Source organism: Hymenobacter tenuis, from assembly GCF_054780495.1.
This window is the reverse complement of record NZ_BAAGWF010000004.1, coordinates 1,320,031-1,345,040: the sequence shown is the minus strand read 5'-3', so window position 1 is coordinate 1,345,040 and position 25,010 is coordinate 1,320,031. Positions and strand designations below refer to the sequence as shown.

General features: G+C 55.9%; 15 protein-coding genes. 8 read left to right on the top strand and 7 right to left on the bottom strand.

The features are described 5' to 3' along the window. Positions 1-107 precede the first annotated feature (107 nt). Positions 108-1,415, bottom strand: coding sequence for a hypothetical protein (locus ACYVGU_RS19255; RefSeq protein WP_460623381.1), 1,308 nt, complete (start codon positions 1,413-1,415; stop codon positions 108-110). 486 nt (positions 1,416-1,901) lie between these two features. Between ACYVGU_RS19255 and ACYVGU_RS19250 the strand changes: the two genes are divergently transcribed. Then, positions 1,902-2,618: an SDR family oxidoreductase gene (locus ACYVGU_RS19250; RefSeq protein ID WP_460623380.1), complete on the top strand. Its 717-nt coding sequence runs from the start codon at positions 1,902-1,904 to the stop codon at positions 2,616-2,618. Positions 2,619-2,695: 77 nt separating this feature from the next. Here the strand turns inward: ACYVGU_RS19250 and ACYVGU_RS19245 are convergent, their stop codons facing one another. After that, on the bottom strand, positions 2,696-3,985 hold the full coding sequence (locus ACYVGU_RS19245) for a carboxypeptidase-like regulatory domain-containing protein (RefSeq protein WP_460623379.1): 1,290 nt from the start codon (positions 3,983-3,985) through the stop codon (positions 2,696-2,698). A gap of 207 nt (positions 3,986-4,192) precedes the next feature. Here ACYVGU_RS19245 and ACYVGU_RS19240 point away from each other — a divergent pair, with 207 nt between their 5' ends. The 3 genes from ACYVGU_RS19240 to ACYVGU_RS19230 all read left to right on the top strand — a co-directional run bounded on the left by ACYVGU_RS19240 (position 4,193) and on the right by ACYVGU_RS19230 (position 9,575). Then, positions 4,193-4,942, top strand: coding sequence for a superoxide dismutase (locus tag ACYVGU_RS19240; protein ID WP_460614274.1), 750 nt, complete (start codon positions 4,193-4,195; stop codon positions 4,940-4,942). A 176-nt stretch (positions 4,943-5,118) separates the two neighbouring features. Then, a complete protein-coding gene (locus ACYVGU_RS19235; RefSeq protein WP_460623378.1) occupies positions 5,119-6,141 on the top strand; it encodes an alkaline phosphatase D family protein in 1,023 nt (340 codons plus the stop codon). A gap of 233 nt (positions 6,142-6,374) precedes the next feature. Continuing rightward, positions 6,375-9,575, top strand: a complete 3,201-nt coding sequence (locus ACYVGU_RS19230) for a glycoside hydrolase family 3 N-terminal domain-containing protein (RefSeq protein WP_460623376.1) — start codon at positions 6,375-6,377, stop codon at positions 9,573-9,575. Between the two features lie 53 nt (positions 9,576-9,628). Here ACYVGU_RS19230 and ACYVGU_RS19225 read toward each other — a convergent pair whose 3' ends face one another. Beyond that, complete coding sequence (locus ACYVGU_RS19225) at positions 9,629-12,370, bottom strand: S8/S53 family peptidase (protein ID WP_460623375.1); 2,742 nt, start codon at positions 12,368-12,370, stop codon at positions 9,629-9,631. A gap of 548 nt (positions 12,371-12,918) precedes the next feature. Further along, positions 12,919-16,482, bottom strand: coding sequence for an Ig-like domain-containing protein (locus ACYVGU_RS19220; RefSeq protein WP_460623373.1), 3,564 nt, complete (start codon positions 16,480-16,482; stop codon positions 12,919-12,921). A 379-nt stretch (positions 16,483-16,861) separates the two neighbouring features. Between ACYVGU_RS19220 and ACYVGU_RS19215 the strand changes: the two genes are divergently transcribed. After that, on the top strand, positions 16,862-18,487 hold the full coding sequence (locus ACYVGU_RS19215; RefSeq protein WP_460623372.1) for a 3-(methylthio)propionyl-CoA ligase: 1,626 nt from the start codon (positions 16,862-16,864) through the stop codon (positions 18,485-18,487). A gap of 104 nt (positions 18,488-18,591) precedes the next feature. On the opposite strand, the gene ACYVGU_RS19210 is transcribed toward ACYVGU_RS19215, so the two are convergent. From ACYVGU_RS19210 to ACYVGU_RS19200, 3 genes are all read right to left on the bottom strand, one after another. Beyond that, positions 18,592-19,098: a DUF2059 domain-containing protein gene (locus ACYVGU_RS19210; RefSeq protein ID WP_460623371.1), complete on the bottom strand. Its 507-nt coding sequence runs from the start codon at positions 19,096-19,098 to the stop codon at positions 18,592-18,594. 57 nt (positions 19,099-19,155) lie between these two features. Further along, a complete protein-coding gene (locus ACYVGU_RS19205; RefSeq protein WP_460623370.1) occupies positions 19,156-20,334 on the bottom strand; it encodes an acyltransferase family protein in 1,179 nt (392 codons plus the stop codon). A 204-nt stretch (positions 20,335-20,538) separates the two neighbouring features. Next, positions 20,539-22,323, bottom strand: coding sequence for a glycoside hydrolase family 10 protein (locus ACYVGU_RS19200; RefSeq protein WP_460623369.1), 1,785 nt, complete (start codon positions 22,321-22,323; stop codon positions 20,539-20,541). A gap of 223 nt (positions 22,324-22,546) precedes the next feature. Here ACYVGU_RS19200 and ACYVGU_RS19195 point away from each other — a divergent pair, with 223 nt between their 5' ends. The 3 genes from ACYVGU_RS19195 to ACYVGU_RS19185 all read left to right on the top strand — a co-directional run bounded on the left by ACYVGU_RS19195 (position 22,547) and on the right by ACYVGU_RS19185 (position 24,929). Then, on the top strand, positions 22,547-22,951 hold the full coding sequence (locus ACYVGU_RS19195; protein ID WP_460623368.1) for a hypothetical protein: 405 nt from the start codon (positions 22,547-22,549) through the stop codon (positions 22,949-22,951). 68 nt (positions 22,952-23,019) lie between these two features. Next, a complete protein-coding gene (locus ACYVGU_RS19190) occupies positions 23,020-23,967 on the top strand; it encodes a pseudouridine synthase family protein (RefSeq protein ID WP_460623367.1) in 948 nt (315 codons plus the stop codon). Positions 23,968-24,041: 74 nt separating this feature from the next. Continuing rightward, a complete protein-coding gene (locus tag ACYVGU_RS19185) occupies positions 24,042-24,929 on the top strand; it encodes an alpha/beta hydrolase (protein ID WP_460623366.1) in 888 nt (295 codons plus the stop codon). The last annotated feature ends 81 nt before the right edge of the window (positions 24,930-25,010 follow it).

Below are 25,010 nucleotides of genomic sequence, written 5' to 3'. Positions count from 1 at the left end.
GTTTATAACACTTGGAAGGCAATACGGGCCTAGTATCAAAAAGCCTGACCGTCGGAAATAGGCTTTCCGACGGTCAGGCTTTTGTAATTCGGCTCTGGAAGCAGGGCCTACTCGTTGCGCAGCAGTACCCGCTGACTTACGGTTCCCTCACTGGTGAAGGCCTGCACAATATAGACACCACCGGGAGCTTGCTGGCCTAGGGTTACCTGGCGGCTAAAGGCACCGGTAGTGCCGGCGGGCAGCTGCTCCGTGCGCAGCACTCGGCCCATGTTATCCATAATTCTAATGCTTTGGCAAACGCCGCCAATCTGCATGTCAATGTTCATCACCGACTGATTACCGTACACTGACATTGCCTGTTGGGCTAGGCGGGCACTGCTCACCTCTACCGGCACCACCTGCGAGTAAGCCGTAGTTCCATCGAGGTCAGTCTGGCGGAGGCGGTAGTAGTTCACGCCTTGGCGGGGGCTAGCATCCGTAGCGGTGTAGTTGCGCACCGAAGTGCTGGTGCCAGCGGCGCGTACGGTAGCTACATCCTCAAACGACTTGCCATCAGCGGAGCGCTGCACCGTGAAGCTGGCTGACTGTAGCTCGGCGGCGGTGCTCCAGTTGAGCTGCACACGGTTGCCCTGCAAGCGACCATCAAAGCTTACCAGCTGAACTGGCAGCGGGCCGGCGCAGCCATTTACCGTAATGGCTTCCAGAGCATAGGAGTTGCAATCCATGTTCTGAAGTTCGGCAATGCCACAGTCGGAGCTTTGGCCTTTGATGCACACCTTCAGGCCGGCATCAAACAAGCCTTTTACCAGGCCGGCCCCGTTGCCGCGGGTCATTACGCAGCCCTCAATAGCCAGTTCGCCTGTGCCCTCTACCGTACCCGACTCATTCGTGATGCTGTTGTTGCCCTGCATCAGCACGAGGTTGCCTTCTATGCTCACGCGGCTTTCCACGTTTAGCGTCGATTGGTTAGCCAGCATGATGCTACAGGCCGCTTCTAGCGGAGCATTAATGTCCGCGTCGGCTTTGTAGAAGTTCAACGATGAAACCGTGAGAGGGCCGTTAGTTACCAGCCGAAGCTGATCAGGGCCACTCTGGCTGCCAAAGTCCAGCTTGCGGCCCGCCTGGTCTTCAGTAAGCGAACCGTTTTCCGTGATGGTGAGCATTCCGGCCTTACCGGTTACGGCGTAGTTCTGGGTTAGCTTCACCGCCGACCCAATAACTACAATCTCATCGGAGCTGCTTTTTGAGTCGCCGGGGTAGCGCTGGGTGCCGGCCACGCCATCTACTTCCCAAATGGCTGGGTTGTTCCAGTTGCCTTCACTTGTCGAGACAAATCTGACCTGGGCCTGAGTTTGAGAAAGACCGCCTAAGGTGCCAGCCAAAAACAGGACAAAAGAGAGTATATTCGTTTTCATTGGATTCGTATTTAATGCCAAACAGTAGTGCTCTATACTGGGCATTTGTACGATTATCCTTACATTGTGATGCCTACCACAGACAGACCCTAGGCAGTTTATTGATTTATATAAATATAACTATTATCATTTATTTGCCTGTCGTCATATATTATTTTTTCACTGCCATTGTTTATCTATACGTTTTTTAGACATATTTTTTATAATTTTTATTACATATATTTTAACTAATATACAATAGCCTCAACAGGTAAGAGGACAAAAAAATCTTTGTATAAACCCAAAAATTCCAGTAAGTAGGGCCTACTAACCTCTGATAACTGGTTTAAAAAAGATACCACCCTAGCAGCTTCAGGGCAGGTATGGCTGCTCAACGAAATATCTAAAGCCTGATGTGCTAACTGTAGCATTAAGTTGGAAGCAGCGCTATAACCGAAATCACATTTCGGAGTTATACAGCGATACTTCGGTTATACAACTTGAAACATGGAAGCACTTACAGGTAAAAATGCGCTGATAACAGGCGCTGGCAAAGGTATCGGACGAGCAATAGCTCTGGCTCTGGCCAAAGAAGGCGTGAACGTGGCCCTACTGGCTCGCACGGAAAGCCAGCTGCGTGAGGTAGCGCAAGAAATTGAAGCCTTGGGCGTGAAGGCCGTTACGCTGGTAGCCGATGTAGCCGACCGGGCGGCCGTAGAAGCGGCAGTTAACCAAGCTCTCAGCACGCTAGGCAGCCTTGATATTCTGATTAATAACGCCGGCATTGGCACGTTTGCCAAGCTAGTAGACATGGACCCCGCCGAGTGGGAAAAGATTATTCAGGTAAACCTGATGGGTACGTACTACACCACCCGGGCCGTGCTACCCCAGATGATTGCGCGCGAAACCGGCGATATCATCAATATTGCCTCCACGGCAGGCCAGCGCGGCGCCGCTACTACTAGCGCCTACAGTGCCTCTAAGTTTGCCATCCTGGGCCTTACAGAGTCGTTGATGCAGGAAGTGCGCAAGCAGAACATCCGGGTTTCGGCGCTTACGCCCAGCACGGTGGCTACGGAGCTAGCCATCGGCAATAACCTCACCGATGGTAACCCCGAAAAGGTAATGCAGCCCGAGGACTTAGCCGAGTTCATTGTTTCGCAGCTGAAGCTCAACCGCCGCATCTTTATCAAGGAAGCCGGCATGTGGAGCACCAACCCCTAGGCAGTTCCGGCCGCTTAAGTACCTAGTAAAACAGAAAAAGGCCTGCATATGCAAGCCTTTTTCTGTTTCTGAGTCGGCTACTCTATCCGGCCGTCCCGAATCCGGACATCGGCTTTGGGGGCGGCTTTCTTCACCATGGTCCCGAAGGCTCCTTTCTGCTCGAAAGCGGCAATTACTTCGTCTTCGGCGGGAGTGCGTTTTACGACTGGGTTGTTGGCCCAGAACTCCGGATCGTAAGGCTTGGCCTTGATGGCATCTAGGTCGCGGTCATCCACACTCACGGGGGCATAGCGAATGCCTGTAGGCTTGGTATCCTGCTCAAAAAAGAACGTAAACGACGACACGTTGATATTAGCGGTAGGCTTGCCGGGCTCTACTAGTTCGGCGGTCAGGCTGGCTTTCATGAGTTCCAGCGGTGCAATGGTCGCTTCGCCATCTTGAAAGGTCATTTCAATATCCAGCTTGGGGTTGCGGTACTTCTGCTTGGGGTTGTTGGAAGCCGCCGTGAAGTTGGGAGTCGTCATGTGGTAGCGCATCACCTGGTAGCTGTCGATATCCACCCAGATGGTGCCTTGCGAGCGGTATTTGGTCAGCTCAGGGCGGGTTTCAAACTTGATTTCGGCTACTCCTCCTGTTGAGTCTTGGCCCACAATACCAACCAGCTCTAGCAGGTAGTTTTTCTCCACATTCGGGCTGAGCAGCGCCAGAGACCTAGTGCTGTCCTGGCGCGGATCAAAGAGGCCAAAGGAGCGGGTATAAATAGAGAAGTTGCTGAAGTTGGTGAGAGCCGGGCGCGCGGCATAGCGGCCCTGGGCCACCGTAGTCCCCTCAATGCGGGCTGGGTTCGACTTTACGTTCCAGACTACTTCCTGCAACTCCGTAGGCGCATTATCGATGCGAGTTATCTGGCGGTAAAAGGCCTTGCCGTAGTAGGGGCGGCGGTAGTTGCGCTGCAGGTTGCGGTAGGCCCGGTCAACGAGCTGATAGGCATAGCTGCCTACTTTCACTTCGGGCAGCACTACCGTAGCAGGGGCCAAAGCTACCGTTAGGGCATCGGCGCCGGAAGTTACCCGCACTGTGTCGCGTACGTGGCTCAACTCCGAAACCAGTAATACTACGGGCAGCTTGGCCACTGTAATGGTAAACTCGCCTTCGAGGTTGGTGGTAGTGCCGTTGCTAGTGCCGGGCACGGCCACACTGGCAAAAGGCAACGCTTCTTTAGTGTCTTTGTCGCGCACGGTGCCGCGTAACTGCACCTGGGCTTGGCTGAGCTGGGTTACGCTCAGCAACAGGGCTAGCAACACATACGCAAGCGGAAAACGGCTCAAAGAAAGTCGTGGAGAGGCTACGGCCAGAAGATCAAGCATCGGTACAGAAATAAGCAGCGGAAAAGACAAAGCAGGCAGAGCGCTTCTACCTAACGCAGGCCCGACCCAAAACCGTGCCCACCTGCACAAAAGTAGCCCGCAAACGCAACTGGAAAGCCTTAATGTGGGTAAGTAATGTACCTTAGGGCATACTGCCAGCGTTTGGCCGGCAATCTGTCCTTCCACTTTTCCTCCTCTCCTACTGTCATGCTGAAGCGAGATTTCCTGAAAAATGGCGTGCTTACCATGGTGGGTGCCCTTGTAAGCCCCGCCCTCCTGGCTGCCGCTCACGAAGAAAAGCTACTCCGCGAAGCCCGGGCCACTCCTATGGCCGATGGCCCGTTTACGCTACCCGCGCTGCCCTACGCTTTCAATGCGCTGGAGCCCCATATTGATGCCAAAACGATGGAAATCCATCATGATGCGCACCACAAAACCTACGTATCGAAGCTCAACGAAGCGGTGGTAGGCAAGCCCGAAGAAAAGCTGAGCCTGGCGCAGTTGCTAGCCTCGGCCAGCAAGCAACCCGATGCCATCCGCAACAACGCCGGCGGGCACTGGAACCACTCTTTCTTCTGGCAGATTCTGTCGGCGAAAGGTGGCGGCAAGCCCAGCGGCGCATTGGCTACGGCCATCACCAAGGACTTCGGCTCGTATGAGAAGTTCACGGAAGAGTTTACCAAGGCCGCTACCGGTCGCTTCGGCTCAGGCTGGGCGTGGCTGATTCACGATAAGAAGGCGGGCAAACTCGCTATTACTTCCACTCCAAACCAAGACAATCCGTTGATGGATGTGGCCGGCATTCAGCACGGCACACCACTATTGGGCCTTGATGTGTGGGAACACGCCTACTACCTCAAGTACCAGAACAAACGTCCTGACTACGTGAAGGCGTTCTGGAACGTAGTAAACTGGACGGAGGTAGGCCGCCGCTTCGATGAAGCCAGCAAAAGCTAGCTTTCCGGGTTTGCTGAACCTATGATTGAAAACCGCTCCTGGCACTCCGGGAGCGGTTTTTTGTTTGTATAGGGGTAGAAGCTGTCATACAGCGGCAAAACAGCTTTCTGCGCAAACTCAACAGGTAATTACTAGCCTTAACGCAGCCCGAAGGCCCTACAAGGCATCTTTGTACCATGAAAACGACCTTTTGCTGGCTAGTGGCGGCCGCAACCCTACTGCTTACATCGCCACCAGCCGCGGCGCAACAAACCAAAAAAGAGTTGCGCATTGCTTTCGGCTCGTGCAACCGCCACGATTTGCCGCAACCTCTCTGGGACGATATTGCACGGGAGAAGCCTAACGTGTGGATCTGGCTGGGCGACAATATATACGGCGACTCTGATGACCCCAACGTACTGCGCGCCAAGTACACGGCCCAGTTTAACCAGCCCGGCTACCGCGCACTGCGCGAGCAAGGCACTACCGTAATTGGCACCTGGGACGACCACGACTACGGCCGCAACGACGGCGATAAAAGCTACCCCTTCAAAGCCCAAAACCAGCAACTAGCCCTTGATTTCCTGGAGGAGCCTGCGGGCAGTGCGCGCCGCCAACAAGAAGGCATCTATACCTCATACACCTACAAAGCCGGCCGCAAGAAAATCAAGGTACTTCTGCTCGATGACCGGTATTTTCAGGACAAGCTCTTCCGTGACTCGGCTCTTGTATACCACCCCAACCCCACCGGCGACGTGCTCGGCGAAGCGCAGTGGCAGTGGCTCCGGGAGCAGCTCCAGAATTCCGATGCCGATGCTCACCTTATTGCCTCGGGTATTCAGTTTTTGCCCCAGGAGCACCGTTTTGAGAAGTGGGCTAATTTTCCGGTGGCCCGGCAGCGCTTTCTGGAGTTATTAGCTTCCACTAGGCCCAAAGGCGTGCTGCTCATCAGCGGCGACCGGCATATTGGTGAGATTTCCAAGGTACCAGTGCCGGGCGTGCCGTATCCGGTGTACGAAATAACCTCCAGCGGCCTCACACACACCGCCACGCACAACACTTCCGAGCCCAACCAATACCGCGTCAGCCCACTCGTTAATCAGCTGAATTACGCGCTGTTCCGGTTCCGGCAGCAGGGTCGCAAGCTTTTCGTGACGGCCTCATTGCGCGGCGATGAAGGCAAGACGTTTTACACGCAGGAGATTGAACTGGGTAAATAGCTAGGCACTAAACTCAACAGAAGGCTAGGTCGTTTTCCGAAGTCAACGTGCCGAAGCATCTTGCCTGCTGACGCTGTAACGCTAATTCAACGATACGAGCGAGATGCTTCGGCCAGCGCAGCAGAACGTTCCTTCCGAAACCGCTTCGAGGACTGCCCGTTGCCCTCATGCCTTCTATCCTCCGTGTTTCACCTAAATTCGCATCTTACCCATTTCACTTGCCGCGACTTCCTTTGTCTTTCCCTCGTCTCCTCTCGCTTTTGTGGCTGCTACTAGCGCTGCTAAGCGCCACCGATGGTACGGCCCAGCGCCGCAAAAAGCTACCCACCAAAAAGAAAACTACTGTTTCGGCATCTCGGCGCCCAACTGCCCCGAAGAAAGCACTAGCTGCCCCCAAGCCCGCAACCGCCAAAAAGCCGGCACCCGTTGCAAAAACCCGTAACCTGCCGGTGCCATTTGCACCGCAGCTTGCTCAGTCGCGGTGGGTTGACTCGGTGATGAAAACCCTGACGCCCGACCAGCGCGTGGCCCAGCTCTTTATGGTGGCCGCGTACTCCAACCGTAAGCGTATTGATGAAGACTCCGTGTCGGCCCTGATTCAGCAGTACGGCATTGGCGGCCTGATCTTCTTTCAGGGCGGACCGGTGCGCCAGAGTAAGCTCCTAAACCGCTACCAAAGCCAAAGCAAAGTACCGCTGCTGGTAGCTATGGATGCCGAATGGGGCGTGGGCATGCGCCTAGATAGCGTGCAGCGCTTTCCATTTCAGATGAGCATGGGCGGCATCCGGGAAAACCAGCTGCTCTATGATATGGGTACGGAGGTAGCCGCGCAATTCAAACGCCTGGGCATGCACGTCAATTTCGCGCCGGTGGTTGATGTGAATAACAACGCCGCCAACCCCGTCATCGGGTACCGCAGCTGGAGCGAAAACCGCGAAAACGTAACCGAGAAAAGCTACCTCTACATGAAGGGCATGCAGGATGCGGGCGTGCTAGCCGTAGCCAAACATTTTCCCGGTCACGGCGACACCGACACCGACTCGCACCTGGCCCTGCCCCTGCTCCGCATTGACAAAAAGCGTATCGATACGCTGGAGCTGTTCCCCTTCAAAAGCCTGATGGAGCGCGGTATTGGCGGCATGATGGTGGCGCACCTCAACATTCCGGCTCTTGACACCACCGGCATGCCTAGCACTTTATCCAAGCCCATCATTCAGGGCTTGCTCAAGCAGAAGCTGGGTTTTGAGGGCATCATCTTCACCGATGCCATGAACATGAAGGGCGTCATCAGCAAGTATCCTCCCGGTGATGCCGACCTGCGCGCGCTCATTGCCGGCAACGATGTGCTGGAGTTCTCAAAGAATATTCCGCTGGCCCTGCAAATGGTGCGCGCGGCCATCAACCGCGGCGAGCTGAGCCAGGAAGACCTGGACGCCCGCTGCCGCAAAGTACTAGCCCTCAAGGAATGGGCAGGCCTGAACAAGTACCGCCCCATTGAGCTCAAGAACATCACGGCCGACCTGAACACGCCCCGCGCTCAGTACCTAAGCCAGCACCTCACGGAGTTGAGCATGACGGTGCTGCGCAACCAGAAAACCCTGCTACCCCTGCAGCGCCTCGACACCTTGCGCCTTGCTACCCTCACTATCGGCACCAAAGACACCACCGATTTTCAGCGCATGGTGGCTGATTACGCGCCGGTGCGCCACTTTTGGCTGTCGGCCACCGCGAGCATGGATGAGCTGACTAGCATGCGTGAAACGCTGAAAGCCTACAACACGGTGCTGGTGGGCCTCAACAACCTGGGCCGACTGCCCGCCACCAACTTCGGCGTGACTCCTGAAACCAATGTGCTGTTGCGTGAGCTGGGCAGTAAAGGCCAGAAGATGGTGGTAACGGTATTTGGCAATGCCTACGCCGTGGCCAAAGTCCGGGACTTGGAGCGCGCCGATGCTGTGGTGCTGGCCTACCAGGAAAGCAGAAACGCCCAGGAAGTAGCCGCCGAAGTTATTTTTGGCGGCGTTTCGGCTAGCGGAAAATTGCCCGTTACAGTTTCGGATCGGTTTAGCTACGGCACGGGGCTAGCAACCCAGGGTGGCATGCGGCTGCGCTACAGCTTCCCCGAGGCCGTGGGCATGAACAACAACCTCGAAGCCCGCGTCGACTCCATCATGAATGGCGCCGTGGCCGCCCAAGCGTTTCCTGGGGGCGAGGTGGTTATTGCCCGGCGCGGGGTGGTAGTGCTGCGCAAAAGCTACGGCACGCACTCTTTCCAGAACTCACCAGCCCAGGCTGGCAAGCCCAGCCGCCCCGTCCGCAACACCGACCTTTACGACCTAGCCTCCCTAACGAAAGTAACGGCCGCGCTGCCCGCCCTGATGAAGCTCCAGGAGGCCGGCAAGTTTTCGCCCGACATGACCCTAGGCCAGCTGTTTCCGGAGTTCCAAGGCACCAACAAGCAGGACCTGAAGTTGCGCGATGTGCTCACGCACCAAGCCCGCCTGAAAGCCTGGATACCATTCTGGAAAGACTACACCAAGCCCCGCGGCCTCTTCAACGCGCTCCTGGGTAAAAGCCCCGATGCCAAGGAGGTATCTGCTACCCAACCTTCGGAGCTAAACCGCCGCTTCTTCCGCCCCGATTCCTCGGCTCGGTTCCCGCTGCCCGCCGGCCCCAACCTATGGGCCCGCAAAGATTTCCCGGAGCGCATCACCAAAGCCATTGCCGAGTCGCCGCTGAACGAGAAGCCGGGCTATGTGTACTCCGATTTGTCGTTTATCATGTATCCGCGCTTCATCAAGTCGGCCACGGGTAAGTCGCTGGACCTATTCGTGACGGACGAAATCTACCGGCCGCTGGGCGCTACTACCCTCGGCTACAACCCCACCCGCCGCTTCCCGCGCAGCCGCATCGCGCCCACGGAATACGACTCGCTGTTTCGTCACGGCCAGCTGCACGGCACGGTGCACGATGAAGGTGCTGCTTTGCTTGGGGGCCTCTCGGGCCACGCGGGTCTGTTCGGTAATGCCAATGACTTAGCAAAACTGGTGCAGCTCTACGCCTGGAATGGCAAGTATGGCGGGCAGCAGCTTCTAAAGCCCGAAACTGTAGCTGAGTACACCAAATGCCAGTTCTGCCCCGATAACCGCCGCGCCCTAGGCTTCGATAGGCCCGCAACCAACCCGGCCCTAAACTCAGCCAAAAGCGTGTCGCAGCTCAGCTATGGCCACACCGGCTTTACGGGCACCTACTTTTGGGTTGACCCCAAGGAAGAACTAACCTGCATTGTGCTGACCAACCGCGTGAACCCAACACGACGCAACAACAAAATCACCGAGCTGAGTGTGCGCTCCGGCGTATTGCAGGTAGCCCTAGAAAGCATCCGCCAGCCGCAGAAACAAGCCGTGGAAAGCACCGTCCCGCACGAGAATTAAAAAAGCCCCGGCCAACTGGCCGGGGCTTTTTTGTGTGACTATCAAGCCGAAGCTTATTGCAATACCAGGCGCTGCGAAGACACTTGGTTGCCGGTTTTCACTTTAAACAGGTACGTACCGCGCGACAGGCTGCTGCCGTCAAACTCAACCTGGTGGCTACCCGCCGACTGTGCTCCGTCAACCAGGGTTTTCACTTTACGTCCCAGCACGTTGTACACTTCTACCGTTACGGCGCCCTCTTGTGGGAGGCTGTAGCTGATGGTGGTGCGGCCCGAGAAGGGGTTTGGGTAAGCGGCAACCTCTTTGCTGAGCTTAGCCAGGCTAGTAGCTGATGCAGTAGTAGCGGCAGTGCCGCGGGCCTGCATAGCCGGCTGCGTCAGGGCTTCCCACTGCGTGAAGGTGCGCGTTACGATAACGGCAAAATCGGCCCGGGTTACACGCTGAGCGGGCTTGAAGGTGGCGTGCAGCACAGGCTCTAGGTCGTTGGGGCCCTGCGTCAGGGTGTAGTAGGCGTTAATCAGCCCCAGCTCCAGGGCAACACTCACGTAGCCTTCGAGACCAGCCGGAATGGTACCGGCATCCTCTACTACCAGCGTTTTACCAGCGGCCTGCACCGTTACGGGCTTACCATTACACTCCAAGGCATTCTGCTGGAAGCCCAGGCCCTGCACCAGCGAATACGCTAGGGCCGCCCGATCAACTACCCCGCTCGGCGAGAACGTACCCGGCGCGCTCGGCAGCATCACCCCATTGTACTGATGAAAACGGTCGCGCAGGGCGGCACCTTTGGCTACCACTGATTCCGTTAGCAAAATGTCGGCAACAGTTGATACGTCGGAGAAAGAGCGGGCGCCTGTGGTTGGCAGCAGTTGCCGGATGCCCTGGCCCATCATGAGGTAGTCAGCCAGCTGCAAGCGCGTCAGGTTCTGATCGGGCTTAAAACCGTTGCTCAGGCCATCCATCAGGCGGCTGTTTACGGCAGCTTTAATAGATGCTTCGGCCGGGTGCCCTGCAATATCCAGCAGGCCTGTGGTTCCGCTCACCGTAAGTTTGGTAAGAGAGGCCGTTACGGTTTCGGGAATAGCCACGCCATTCAACCCGTCTACCTTAAGCGTCCAGGTTCCGGCAACAGGCGAGCCAACGGCTACGCTCCTATCTTGGTACAGGGCAAAAGCCGCCGGAATGCCCGAGCGATGCTCCACGCCATTCGGATCAATTAGAATCAGGTTAAGAGCATTACCGCTCAGCCCCGAAATACCACCGGCAATTATTTTAGCCTCCAGGCTGTTGGTGCCCGATGCCACCGCAAAGGTGGTCTGGTTACCGGCCGCCAGCGCCGGGTTGTAGTTGATGGAGTAGGTTTCGGTAGTGCTCTGCGAGTTCACGCTGCTGTTGAAGCGGCGACTGGCATTCACCGTCGAGCCAAAGGCAGAGCCTCGGAAGGCTTTGTCTACGGCCGCATAGGCGTTGATGTAGCCAGAGCCCACTTCCCACGTTTCGCGGCCGGGCATGTTGGTAGCCGTTTCCTGAATCAGCTGCTTCACCTGGGCTGGTGCCAACGCTGGGTTCGCTTCCAGCATAAGCGCCACTACCCCGGCTACGTGCGGCGTAGCCATAGAAGTACCGCTCATGTGGGTATAAAACGGAACCTCAGCAGGTTGCAGCAGCTCTACGTCCTTCTGAGTGCCTAGCGACGAAACCGGCGCTATGGCCCGCGTTGAAACCACGTCTACTCCAGGCGCTACAATAACCGGCTCATTTTTATACGTCCAGGTTTGGCCATCCACGGTAAAGATGCCACCCTCATTGCGCACCCCACGCGACGAGAAGTCGGCTAGTTTCCCATCCTTGTCACCGGCACCCACCGAGATGGTCCAGGGGGCAATGGCGTAAGGGTTGTGCGTATCAGCGCCCGGGCCTTCATTGCCGGCCGCAAACACAACCACCATACCGCGGTCATACACCTTCTTGGTCACCACGTTAATTGGGTCGTTGGGGTCGAAATCACCGCTGGAGCCAAAAGAGTTGCTTACCACCCGAATATTATACTGGTACTGGTGCGTAAGCGCGTAATCGAAGCCACCAATGGCATCAAGCACCAGCAGAGCACCACCGGAACCATACCCAAGCAAGGATGCCCCGGGAGCTACGCCCTCGTATTTGCCATTCGACTTGGAGCCGTTACCGCCTACGGTGCCTGCGCAGTGCGTGCCGTGGCCCGAGTTGGTGTCGGTATTCGCTACTCCTTCTAGGTAGGTTACGGGCAGCAAAGCGCTCAAGGCATTGAGGTTGGTGCTACCGAGCGTGTTCTGTACTAGGTGAGTTCCAAACTTAATGTCCTCGTGCGTACCATCTACGCCGCTGTCATTAATGAGCACCCCAATGCCGCGTCCCGATACCGGAACTCCTTTGTTGCGGGCCGTCATTTCCTGATCTACCCGCAGGCGTTTTACTCCGGTCAGGTGTGTATCGTTGTAGTTGTAGTACGTTAGCTTTTTATTGAAATACAGTGATTTAACTTCAGGATTCTTGGCGAGGGCATTTACCTGGGCTGCGGTAGCAAGTACGCCGGCAACCGGCACGGCCTGAAATGTAATACCCTGCGTTATGCCCAGACTGCGCAACAGACCAATTTGCGAAAGCAATGGCGCTCCGTTGCCCTTAAATGTTACGACAACCTGCGCTACGGGGCTGCTTTTGAAGGCAGCCTGCAAGGCCGGATCAATGGTTGCCTGACCAAATGCGCTTCCGGCTGACACACTAGCGAAAGCGAAGACCACTAAAAGTTTCTTCATAAGGTTGTGGAAGGGAGGGTAAGAAAGAAGTTTGGCGTGCTACTGATATGGCTCCTCTGCTCAGGCGCTCATCTATCGGCAGAGTACTATCGGGAGCAAGAGCAGTTCACTCCGAGTCTACTATACCTGTGGCAGCGCCATATCTACGCTAAACCCTCTGCCCGTGGTTTTAACTTTTTTAACAATTTTCGCAATTATTATGTCCATATATTATCATATTAATCATTATAGCATCTATTACATGAAATTATTTCAATAATTCAGGCTTATTCTTAACTCTATATACAACTTAACCAGGATAAGCTGAACCGCTGCAACTTCGCTAACAGCTTCTATATGAATCTTATTGGTCACCTTCTGTGTAAACCCAATTTTGTACAAGTCAACAGTACAATATCACCTAGCACCTGAACAGTAGCTTTTGAAGTTTCAGCTGCCTAGTAGTCCTCCTAGCCCCGATTGACCAGTTAACCCTGCCGGTTAAAACAAAAAAAGCCCGCCAGAATCATCTGGCGGGCTTTTTGTATCGCTAACTACTCTGCGCTAGGCTACTCTTTCACTAGCCGCTGCGTGATGCTGATGGCGGCGTTGTGCACCTTAATGATGTAAACACCCTTGGCAAACTGCTGCACATCCAGCGCGGAAAGCGCACCACCAGTGGCCTTACCAATCTGCAATACCCGGCCCGTTACATCAATAATATCAACTGTATAGGTACCGGCGGGCAGGCTGCTCAGGTCCAGGACGGTGCTGCCTAGGGTGGGGTTCGGCACCAACCCTACCGTGTAGGAAGTGGGCAGCTGCTCAGCGAATTTCACGGTCTTCACCGAGGAGTACTGGAAAGTACCATCAGTATCTACCTGGCGCAGACGATAGTACAGCAGCGCCCCTACCAAGCGGGCTTTACCGTCAATGAAGCGGTAGCGGTGTTCCTGGGTGGTAGAGCCCTGGCCTTTTACCGTACCCACCTTGCTGAACGAACGGCCATCTACGGAACGCTCGATGTCAAAATGGTCGCTGTTTTTCTCCATGATAGTCGTCCAGGTTACCAGAGCATCATCCTGCTTGGCTACGGCATCAAACTGCGTGAGCTCAACAGGCAACGGCTGCGACAACTTCACGGAAATGGTAGAGGGGCTGGAGGGTGCCCCCACAAAATCTCGCACGCTGTACTGGATAGTGGTAGTGCCGGCAAACGTGGCAACGGGCGTGAAGGTGACTACACCCGCGCTGTTCACCCGATATACTCCCACGTTAGGCACCACGCGGTTTACGTCCTGCTCAGGGGTAGCAGGGTCCAGATCCACGGTAGCAGGGTCCACGCCATCTACGTCCTGGTCGTTGGAAACGACATCAAGCGTAGCCACGCGGCTGCCCGACATATCCTGGCTGTCGTCGGCCGTGATGGGGCCTACCCGCACCGTGATAGCAGCCACCGTGCTTTCAGCATTGGCAGCGTCTTTTCCTTTATAGGCAATGCTAGTAGAGCCTGTAAAGCCGCTCGCGGGCGTGAAGGTAATTCTGCCAGTAGCGGCATCTGCGTTAAACTTTCCTTCCGCTTTATCGATAGACTTGGCCCCGTTGCCGGTAGCTGCTTTCGAGCTGAATAGCAGTAGGCTGTTGCCCTCAATGCCACCATCGTCAATGTCGTTATCGAGAGCCGAGAAAGTAGTAGGCACAATAGAAGGCACTAGCACAAGGTCGTCTTGCGCCTTGGGGGCCTCGTTGCAAGTCCCAAAGTACACATCATCAATGCCCATGTCGTTGCCGCCTTGTACAATCGATACGTTTACGATTTCGAAGGTAGCTGTGGTGTTGGTACCCGAGAACCAGATGTCGCTGAGCTTTACCCAGGAGTTAGGCGCCTCCGGAATGGAGGTAATTTCGGAGGTAGCCACCCCGTTGATTACGAAACCAAATACCGGGTCGTCGGCGGTAGTAGTGGTAGTGTTAGCCAGAATGTTGTTTACCCACGCCGAGAAGTTGTAGTACTTGCCGGGCTGTACCTTAATCGTCTGCGAGTACAGCTTCTTGATGGTATTGCTGCCGTTGATCATTAGGAAGTTCCCACTCCTACCCGTCTGGGCAAAGTTCGGGTGGTAGTCGGCGGCGCTGGTACCTACTGCATACAGCCCCTCCGGAACCAGTTCATTCGTAACACCGCTTTGGTTGGCAACATATACATAGTCGGTTTGGAAGCCGGTGTTGCCTAGCTCAAAGCCCGGGTTTTTCAGCAGGTTGGGGCCGGTAGCCTGGGTGCAGGCTACTGCCGGGTCGTACACGGTTATGTTTACCGTCGCTACCGACGACAGGCCGCCGTCGCTTACCCGATATACGAAAGAGTCATTTCCTACATAGTTAGTATTCGGCGTGTAGGTATAGTTACCATCCTCTGAGATGGTTACGCTGCCTTTTGTGGGAGCCGTAACCGCTGTAGTAGCTACCGTTAGATTAGTACCAACTCGGTTGTTGTCGTTGATCAGGACGTTACCTGACACGGCGTTGTTTCTCGGTGTTACGTTCGAGTCGTTGTTTGCCAGCGTCTGAACCACCGTGAGCGTGAGGGTAGCCGCGTTAGAAGCATTGCCCTTGGCGTCTCGAACAATGTAGGAGAGCGTGCTGGTGCCCGTGTAGGTACCTTGAGCCGCAAATGAAATCAGGCCGAATTCATCAACTGTGTACGTGCCCTTGCTGCCATCCGTAAAGCTCGTCTCGCGGGCGGTAGTGGCAGGGTTCAGGTCTACCGTAGCCGGATCAATATCGTTATCGGCGTCCGTATCATTGCTCAGAATATAGATAACTGAGCGAGCCGTGTTAGAGCGGGTAGCCGCATCATTCACGGCCACTGGGGCCACACTCGTTGTAGTAAGTCTCAGCTGCTTCGGAGCCGACACCAGCCCTTTCTCATCCTGAATGGTATACGCTAGGGTGCTAGTACCAACAAAGCTATTGCTGGCCGCAAATGTCACGAGGCCATTATCATCTACCGTAAACGTGCCTTGGTTGGCAATGGTATAAGTTGCCTGCCGACGCTCCAGAGCAGGGTTAAGATCAAGAGTGGCTCCTAGTATGGTAGCTACCCCATCTGCATCCGCAACATTTTGCAGCAGATTAATGGCCGTAGTGGTGTTGTAAGAGCGCGTTACTTGATAATCAGCTCCTACGGGAGCGGCATTGGTCAGCGTAAGGCTGAGGTTAGCCGTTGCCTTCTGATTCGCGTTGTCAACGAAAGCATACGGGAGCACCGCGTTTCCGACAAACTTGCCGGAGTTAGTTACTACTATCTCCCCGGCTGCCGAAGCGCTGTACGTAATTCCATTCGCGTCAGTGTAAGCTGCATCAATGGCGGTGGTGGCTGGGTTTAAGTCCAGCGAGAAGCTGCCATCTGCCGCATCGTTGGCAGCTACATCTATTGTTGGGCTTGCGGTGTAGGAGGCGGTCAGGGCATCATTCGCCGCCGTAGGGGTTAGCTTGCACCAAGAGAGCGAGGCAATAGCCACCTCCTGACTGCCGGGATTATTGTCGGCCGTTTGCGTATTAGCGAAAGTGAGAACCAGCTTTTTAACTGCGCTCGGAAAGGTAACTGTAGTGGCTCCGGTTCCCTGATTGTTCGCCGACTGGTCACTTACCGTATTACCAGCCACGGTAAGGCGGGCGGGCCGAGCAATATTTGCCGAAGCCAAAGAAATAAGATTGCCAGGAGCTACCACATCCGAGGTGTAGCCATTGAACGTTACCGCATCCTGATAGTCGTTTTGGTTTCCTGACTGACCATTCCGATCAATGCCATTCACAACAATCTTGAGGTTGGACACCGCGCGGCTAAACGTGATGGTAACCGAAGATGTGTTGTTGGTTTGATTACCATAATCAGCTGCCCACCGGATTCCCGAAGTGCCAACCGTTGCAAAGGTTGCAACACTGCCGGTGGGGCTGAATCCACTGGTAGTAAATGTGGTAACGCCCACACTAGCCGACCGGGTCTTCCAATCTTGCGCAGCGGCGGTGGTAAAATTAAAGGTGTTAGAGGCTGCCCCGCATTCCCCCTGTGCTTGTGCCCCCAAGGGCAGCAGCGCCCAAAAAGCGCCTAATAATCGTAAGGTTGTTTTCATGTAAACAGATCAGGTATTGGTACAAATCATTACTATAAAGCATCAACATAATACTACTGTAAATGCCTAGCCCAAATTTATCAGGGTAGAGGTTAGTATGCCATTAATTGCTCCATTAGTTCGGATTACCATTATATTATGTTACTTAATTCCTATATATAATAAAAATATAAATATGTTAATACATGAAATAATACAACTACTGATCCTTAAGCATATGCCTGGCGTAGTCCTTACTACCGGATGACTAGTAACCGGAACTGTTCGATAAACTACTAAGGTGCAAGTGCCGCGCTTGTTATGACCCGCCCAGTAAGGAATACCCTTAGTTTTTCGGTAGCTTAATCCGCAACTTCCCACTCCAACCTGTTCTGTTGCTATGCTAGGCCTCATGATGAACGAACCCCTGCGTATTGCGGGGCTGCTGGAACACGCCGCCAAGTGGCATTCTAATACTGAAATTGTGTCGCGGCTCCCGGAGGGCGGCATGCACCGCTACACGTATGCCGCCGCTCATCAGCGTAGTAAGCAACTGGCCAATGGGCTTACGGAGTTAGGCATCCGGAATGGCGACCGGGTAGGCACGTTGGCCTGGAACACGCACCGGCACTTCGAGCTGTATTTCGGCATTTCGGGCATGGGGGCGGTTTGCCACACCATTAACCCTAGGCTGTTTTTCGAGCAGTTGGTGTACATCATCAACCACGCCGAAGACCGGCTACTGTTTTTCGACCTGACGTTTTTGCCACTCGTGGAAAAGCTTGCCCCTAGCTGCCCCACAGTAGAAAGTTGGATTCTGATGACCGGCCGAGCCCACATGCCGGAAGCCACTACCTTACCCGACTTGCGCTGCTACGAAGACCTACTATCGGCCCAGAACAGCGCGTATGAGTGGCCCGTGTTCGATGAAAATACGGCCTCCTCGCTTTGCTACACCTCCGGCACTACCGATCAGCCTAAGGGCGTGTTGTACTCGCACCGCTCCACGCTGCTGCACACCTACGCCGCCTCCCTGCCCGATGGCTTCAACTGCTCCGCCCGCGACGTGGTATTGCCGGTGGTGCCCATGTTCCATGTTAATGCTTGGGGTATTCCGTATGCGGCGCCCATGAATGGCTGCAAGCTCGTGATGCCCGGCCCCGGCCTTGATGCGGCCAGCCTGTATGAGCTGTATGAGCAAGAAGGTGTAACGTTTACGGCCGGCGTGCCTACCATTTGGTTTGGCCTGCTGACGTTTATGCGGGAGAAAAAGCTGCATTTTTCTACCCTCAGGCAAATGATTGTGGGCGGGGCCTCCTGCCCACCGGCGCTGCTGAAGGCCTTTGATGAAGAATTAGGGGTAGTAATTCGGCACGCCTGGGGCATGACGGAAACCTCGCCCCTAGGCACCGTGTGCACCCTAAAGCCCCAACAGCTCAGCCTCAGTCCCGACGAACAGTTTGCCATCCAGACCAAGCAGGGCCGCTCTATTTTCGGGGTGGATATGAAGATTGTGGACGACGAAGGCCGTGAGCTGCCCCACGATGGCGCGGCATTCGGCGATTTGCTGGTGCGCGGGCCTTTCATTGTGGCCGACTATTTCAGAGCCGAGCACCCCGGTGAGCTAACCCGAAGCGGCTGGTTCCGGACCGGCGACGTAGCCACCATCGACCCAGACGGCTTCATGCAAATCACGGACCGCAGCAAGGACGTCATCAAGTCGGGCGGCGAGTGGATTTCCAGCATTGAGCTCGAAAACCTGGCCGTAGGGCATCCGGCGGTGGCAGAAGCGGCCGTTATTGGCGTACCGCACCCCAAATGGAGCGAGCGGCCCCTGCTGGTAGTGGTGCGCAAGCAGGAAACGGACATCAGCGCCGAGGAGCTGCTCGCTTTCTATGAAGGAAAAGTAGCCCGCTGGTGGATTCCGGAGGCTGTAGAATTTGTGGAGCAGCTGCCGCACACGGCTACCGGCAAGCTGCTTAAAACCAAGCTCCGACTAGATTTCGAGGGGTACGAGTTCACTTAAAACCTATAAGCATTATAACGCGAAAGCGGGCGGTTTACCGTACTGCCGGACCTAGGGCCAGCAGTACGGTAAACCGCCCGCTTTCTTAGCGTTCCCGCAGGATCCTATTTCACGTCGGGTGTTGGCGACTGTGTCTTCATTTTTTCGGCAATGGCTTGCTGAAGCTCGGGCATGTGCTCTTGCATACGCTTCTGCCCTATTTCCATGCCGGCCTGCATCAGCTCGGGCATTTTGGTGATGGTTTTGCGCCCCGTTGGGGTACGGTAGAACTTGGCTAGTTCCTTAAGCTCTTTCTCGCTGAATTCGCGGGCGTAGAGCTGCACCATATCCTCCTTCATCGAGGACCAGCTCATGTACTTGTTGAGATAAGCACGCATTTCCGGCTCCACTACTTTCATGCCCGGGTTCTGCTCCATTTGGGAGGTCAGCATCCGGTCAATGGTAGTGGCCAGGTTCTTTTCAGAGTCGGTGGCCACCAACAGGTCTTCGGCAGCTTTGCGCTGTCCGGCCGAAAGCGGCGCGGCCGTGCTGGTAGTAGCACCGGAAGTTTGGGCGGTAGCAGCCGGGGTGACTAAGGCCAGCATCGCAGCCAACATCAGGAAGTTTTTCATCTCCCGAAGTACGAGAAATTATCGGACTAGGCTGCGCCGCCTAGGTCCTCTATCGGCTCAAACCTTAATAATGATGTTGCGCCGATACATCAGCCACAGCACTACCAGCCAGATCAGTACGCACACCAGCGCGCCAGCCAAGGAAGCGTTTACGGGGCTGAAGTATGGTACGAAAAACGTGTCGTAGAGCCAGTTGCGTAGGCCAGTTGGCTGCCCGTCGGCTCCCGTCACCGGTATCATGTTCAGCAGGCGCGGAATCAGGCTGGAAAGGAAGAACACGGTAATGGCATTGACGCCGAACACCAGCGGCGCCAGTATCCAGCGGCGGTAGCCCTGCACATCGGTAAGCCAGTAGAGGCCGGCCAATGTAGCCAGCGCGAGGCCGCCGCTGTATAATACATAGGAGCTCGTCCAGAGGCTTTTGTTGATGGGAAACCAGCCGTTCCAGATTAGGCCCAGCAGTACGCAAGCGCCACCGGCCACAAACAGCCAGGCTACTCGGGTGGCCGGCTCTACGTCTTTCCGGCGCAGCCATTGACCGGCCAGCAAGCCAAGTAAGCCCGTGCCAATAGCTGGCAGAGTGCTCAGCAAGCCTTCGGGGTCCCAAGTGCGGCTTTGTTTCCAAAGATGCGCTTCGCCGAGTAGAGTGCGGTCGAGCCAGGCTCCTAGGTTGGTGCTGGCCTCCAAGTTAGCGGGGCCGTTGCCGGGCACAGGCACCACTTGTAGCAGCACATTATAGGTAATCAGCAACAACGCCAACAGCCCGAGTTGCTGGCGGCGCGAAGTTTTCAGAAAGAGGATGCCACATACCAAAAACACCACTGCTATGCGCGCCAACACACCCGGAATACGCACCGTGCTGAAATCGAAAGCCGGAAACAGCGCCGAAAAAAGCCCTAGCCCAAACAGAATGGCCGACCGCTTTAAAATCCGCAGCATCGTACGGCTGTGCATTTCGGGCCGGAGGCGGGCAGCATCGAGCGAGTAGGTAATGCTGACGCCGACAATGAACAGGAAGAAGGGAAAAATCAGGTCGGTGGGGGTGCAGCCGTGCCAGTGCGCGTGCTCCAGCGGGGCATAAATGTGGCCCCAGTCGCCGGGGTTGTTCACCAAAATCATGGCCATGACGGTGATGCCCCGAAACACATCGAGGCTGACGAGGCGCCCGGGTTGCGATGCTTCCGCGATGGGAGTAGTATGAGTGGTATGCTGGGCAGCCTGCGTAGTGGTTTGCATTCGGGAAAATACGAAAGCTAACGAACCCACACAGTGGCAGAAACTTAAAACTTACTGGCCATAGCTACTTAACCTATCCTATAAGACACTACAACACTTTGACTGACCAAGAGAGCTAGTAACTTGAAAGTGTTTTGTAAAAAAAGCTCCTTTCTGTGATAAGAAAGGAGCTTTTATACCATGTGTAGTATTTCTACTTCGAGTTTACCGTCCGAAGATGCGTTGGAAGAAGCCGCCGCGACGCTTGGACTTGGTTTTTACTTTCACTTTGGTGGTAGTGCCAGTGGCGCTACCTACTCGGGTTGGCCGTGGCACCACGGGGCGCGGCACCGGACGGGCGGGCGGCGTTGGGCTAGGAACCGGAGCTGATGCCACAACAGGAGCCGGCTCGGGTGGCGCCGTTTGGGCCACTATAATTTCGGCGGCGCGACCCGTAGTACGTACTGATATCGGGCGGCTTTCATTATGCAGGCGGTCGAAGGCAGTGAGGTAATAGGCGTAAGCTTGACCGGCGCGGGCCGTGGTATCCACAAAAACCAGGCCCCGGCCGGGCTGAGGCCGCAGCACTACCAGTAGGTTGCGCGGGTCGTCGGGGGTAGGCGTTTGGTCGGACTCGAATCGGTAGAGGCCGTAGTAGGCGGCTTTGTCACCGTCGGCGGCTTCGGGGCTGGGCTGCCAAGTAAGCGTATTAATGGCTCCCGAAACGGTGATGTTGAGGTTTTCGGCTGGGCGGGGCGGCACGGCATCCAGCCAAGGCATGGTCGGCACCAAGGCTGGGTAGCGAAACTCATGCTGCCGCAACGAGTCAGTAGTATGCAGTGCGTTGGCCATCAGGGACTTTGAGCTAAAGAACACGCTCCCACTTACTTCTGTGGGGAAGGTCCGGTTCAGGCGTACTTGCCGCGGCAGTTCCCGCGGGTTGCGCCACACGGTATCCGACTTGGTGTTTTCTAGCATCCGGTACGCGCCGTGCCCGATGTACAGGTGACGGCCGTAGCTATTGCGCGCCCACCACTCTACTAACACCGGGTACTGAGCCACTTTAAAGCCTGTGCTCCAGTACAGCTGCGGCAATATATAATCAACCCAGCCTTCGCGCAGCCACTCCAGCGCATCGGCATACAAGCCGTCGTAGCCCTGGAAGGCTTTGGTGGCTGAGCCGTTGGGGTCAGAGGTTTGGTTGCGCCACACGCCGAAGGGCGAGATGCCGAATTTCACCCAGCGCTTGGTGTGCTGAATGGTGTCGTGCAGGTCGCGCACCAGAGTATTCACGTTTTGGCGGCGCCAAGCGGCTAGTGGCAGGCGGTCGGGGTTAAAGCGGGCGAAGGCGTCTTCATCGTGAATAACCTGGCCGGCTTCGGGGTACGGATAAAAGTAGTCGTCGAAGTGGACGCCATCAATATCGTAGCGGCGCACCACGTCCAGAATCACCTGGCTGATGTAGTTGCGCACCGCCGGCAGGCCGGGGTTATACAAGAGCTTGCCCGAGTAACGAATAAACCACTCCGGGTGCTGGCGGTACGGGTGGTTGGGCGCCAGCCGCCGCGTAACCGTATCCATGGTGGCCCGGTAGGGATTAAACCAGGCGTGGAACTCCATGCCGCGGTTGTGGGCTTCTTCAATCAGGAAGGGTAGCGGATCGTAGAACGGAGCGGGCGCTTTGCCCTGCTGGCCGGTCAGCCACTTACTCCAGGGCTCCAGGCTACTTTGGTAAAACGCATCAGAAGCGGGCCGAACCTGCACAAACAGGGCATTAATTCCGCTTTTCTGGTGCTCATCGAGCATGCGGCGGTACTCACGGCGCTGCTGCTCCGGGCTGAGGGCCCGGCTGCTGGGCCAGTCAATATTTTCTACGGTAGCAATCCAGACGCCGCGCAACTCGCGCTTTGGCGGCGCATCGGCGGCGGTTGCGGCCTTGAACGGGGCTAGCAACAGAACAAGCAAAAGAAGGGCAACAGGCAAGCGGCAGGCAGCAGATAATCGAAACATTGGCGTAAAATTACAGATTAGCCGGGCAGGTTTCGGCTCTATTTCCGCGGCTGTGTTGTTTACTACCCTAGCCAGAGCACGAAACCTAAACGGAAATACCGTTTTCTGATTGCCAGCCCACTAAGTTTGGCTTCTGTTTTCGAGCCGCGCCAACCCGAAACAGTACTAAGTCCTGTTGGCCGCGCAACCCATCTTACCCCATTTTTCAGGCTATTTTATCTGCATGAACCGCGCCCTTCTGATCTTACTACCTGCTACCCTACTGCTAGCTAGCTGCCAAAAAACCACGGAACAACAGGCGGAGCTAGCCGTGCAGGACTTCGTGCGAAACCGCATCTCCGACCCCAAAAATTACTTTCCCGGCAAGTTTACCTTCCGCCCGTACACCAAGCGCGACTCGTTGCTGTACCTAAGCCAGATGGCGCAAATCAACGGCTCGGTGGCCCCGCCGGCTCCGGGCCCCACTGACACCGTCCGTATCGGAACCCTAGTGCGCCACGCCTACCGTGACGAAATGCGCAATGGCCTCATGATTCAGGACAGCGGCGAATATGTGGTACGCCCTAACCTAGAGGTGCGTGTGCTTATGGCGGAAAGTATCCGGAAGAAACGTTTGCAGCAACGCTAGGCACCTTCGGGCTTGTAAGCCCGCCTTACCGTAGTTACGGATGGGCGAAAGATGCCGTACTTTGTAGCATGCGTTACGTTCTACTCAACAAGCCCTACGAAGTCCTGACTCAGTTTACCGACGAAACCGGCCGGAAAACCTTGAAGGATTTCGTGAGCATTCCCAATATTTACCCCGTCGGCCGTCTGGATTATGACTCCGAAGGCCTCGTGCTGCTCACCGACGATAAACAGCTCCAACACCGCCTTTCCGAGCCGCGCTTTAAGGTACCTAAAACTTACTGGGTACAGGTTGAAGGTGTGCCCACAGAAGAAGCACTGGAGAATCTGCGCCGCGGCGTGGATCTGAAAACCGGCTACACGAGCCCTGCTGAGGTGGTATTGCTGGAAGAGGAACCGCAGCTGTGGGAACGAAGCAAGCCAGTGCGTTTTCGGGCCAGCATCCCAACGAGCTGGGTGCAGATCCGGATTTCGCAGGGCATGAACCGGCAGGTACGCAAAATGACGGCCGCTGTCGGCTACCCCACGCTACGCCTTGTACGCGCCAGCATTGCCGATCTGAAAGTAGAAGACCTGCAGCCCGGCCAGTGGCGCGAGCTGACTAAAGCCGAGGTACAGGCCCTCACCGAAGACATGGCGGCCCAAACGGCCGCAGCCGGCACATTCAAAACGCCCAATAAAGGATCCGAGTATTGGCCCGGTGGCATCAGGCCTGCCGATGCCAAACCTGCTCAAAACAGCACCGGCGGCTATAACCGCGGCGGTTTTGGCGGAACAGCTGGCGGCGCCAAGAAAGGCGCTCCGGAAAGCCGCTCTGCCGGTAACCGCGGCGCAAGCCGCGCAGCAAATACGTTCAATGCCAAGCCAACTGGTGGCAAAGGCCCCGGTAGCAAGTCGGCGGGCGGCAAAGGCACAGCAGGCAAAACCGGTAGCAAGCCCGGTCCAAAACCTGCCGGACGAGGCGGTGCTACTCGCAAGCCGGGCCCGGCTGGTGGTGGGCGCAACGGCCGTGGTTAATGCCTAGCATTTCTTTTCGCAGTAAACCCCAACGCCGTCGGCAATTCCTGTTGCTGATCGTGTTGGGGTTTCTCATGCTCAATTTGGTAGCGGCTTTTCACGCGTGGCGTTTCACGCATTTTACTATTGAAACTGCCCGGCACACCAACAATCCCGAACACCTTTCGGGGCCACAAAAGCTATGGGTGCTGCTCACGGGCATCAAGAACCCTAAGCCGGCAAACGTTACTAGGCCGCCTTTTCCGTACAACGCCATCTACCTCCAGAGCCCGAACGGCCGGTTGGAAAGTTGGTACAGTGCGGTGCCCAATGCCCGTGGTACGGTGGCACTTTTTCACGGCTACACCAGCTCCAAAAGCAAGCTCCTGACCGAGGCCAGCACGTTTCGTCGGTTAGGCTATAATGTGCTGCTCACTGATTTTGCAGGCAACGGTGGCTCGGAAGGCAACGTCTGCACCGTAGGGCACCATGAAGCCGAGGACGTTGCCACCGTTACCAAGTGGTTGCAGCGCCGGTCAGGCCTAGTATTCATTTATGCTAACTCTATGGGCGCAGTAGCCACGTTGCGGGCTGAAGCCGAGCTAGGCGTAAAGCCCACCGCCAACCTGCTGGAGTGCCCTTACGGCAGCATGCTCGAAACGGCTCAAAGCCGCTTCCGCTCCATGCATGTGCCCTCCTTCCCAATGGCAAACCTCTTGGTGCTGTGGGGCGGCCTCGAGAACCGTTTCTGGGCCTTCGACCTAGATGCGACACACTATGCCACCCAGATTACTACCCCTACCCTACTGCTGTGGGGCGAAGCCGACCCACGCGTAACGCGCCAAGAAACCGACGCCGTTTTTGCAGCTCTGCGCGGCCCCAAGCGACGGCAGGATTTTCCTAGGTCCGGCCACGAGCCCTACTGGTGGAAGCATAAGGCACTCTGGGAACAGACAGTGGCGGATTGGTGCTACTCTTATTAAAACCGTCAACGCATTTGCTACCTCTAACCACTTAGCAGCACAAACTCATTCTTTCTTGCTGCCCAGCTGTCAGGCTATCCT

Coding starts and splice junctions, on each gene's coding strand:
- ACYVGU_RS19205 (WP_460623370.1), bottom strand. CDS start 20,334: ATGCAAACCACTACGCAGGCTGCCCAGCATACCACTCATACTACTCCC.
- ACYVGU_RS19210 (WP_460623371.1), bottom strand. CDS start 19,098: ATGAAAAACTTCCTGATGTTGGCTGCGATGCTGGCCTTAGTCACCCCG.
- ACYVGU_RS19200 (WP_460623369.1), bottom strand. CDS start 22,323: ATGTTTCGATTATCTGCTGCCTGCCGCTTGCCTGTTGCCCTTCTTTTG.
- ACYVGU_RS19250 (WP_460623380.1), top strand. CDS start 1,902: ATGGAAGCACTTACAGGTAAAAATGCGCTGATAACAGGCGCTGGCAAA.
- ACYVGU_RS19240 (WP_460614274.1), top strand. CDS start 4,193: ATGCTGAAGCGAGATTTCCTGAAAAATGGCGTGCTTACCATGGTGGGT.
- ACYVGU_RS19245 (WP_460623379.1), bottom strand. CDS start 3,985: ATGCTTGATCTTCTGGCCGTAGCCTCTCCACGACTTTCTTTGAGCCGT.
- ACYVGU_RS19215 (WP_460623372.1), top strand. CDS start 16,862: ATGCTAGGCCTCATGATGAACGAACCCCTGCGTATTGCGGGGCTGCTG.
- ACYVGU_RS19255 (WP_460623381.1), bottom strand. CDS start 1,415: ATGAAAACGAATATACTCTCTTTTGTCCTGTTTTTGGCTGGCACCTTA.
- ACYVGU_RS19220 (WP_460623373.1), bottom strand. CDS start 16,482: ATGAAAACAACCTTACGATTATTAGGCGCTTTTTGGGCGCTGCTGCCC.
- ACYVGU_RS19225 (WP_460623375.1), bottom strand. CDS start 12,370: ATGAAGAAACTTTTAGTGGTCTTCGCTTTCGCTAGTGTGTCAGCCGGA.
- ACYVGU_RS19190 (WP_460623367.1), top strand. CDS start 23,020: ATGCGTTACGTTCTACTCAACAAGCCCTACGAAGTCCTGACTCAGTTT.
- ACYVGU_RS19195 (WP_460623368.1), top strand. CDS start 22,547: ATGAACCGCGCCCTTCTGATCTTACTACCTGCTACCCTACTGCTAGCT.
- ACYVGU_RS19185 (WP_460623366.1), top strand. CDS start 24,042: ATGCTCAATTTGGTAGCGGCTTTTCACGCGTGGCGTTTCACGCATTTT.
- ACYVGU_RS19235 (WP_460623378.1), top strand. CDS start 5,119: ATGAAAACGACCTTTTGCTGGCTAGTGGCGGCCGCAACCCTACTGCTT.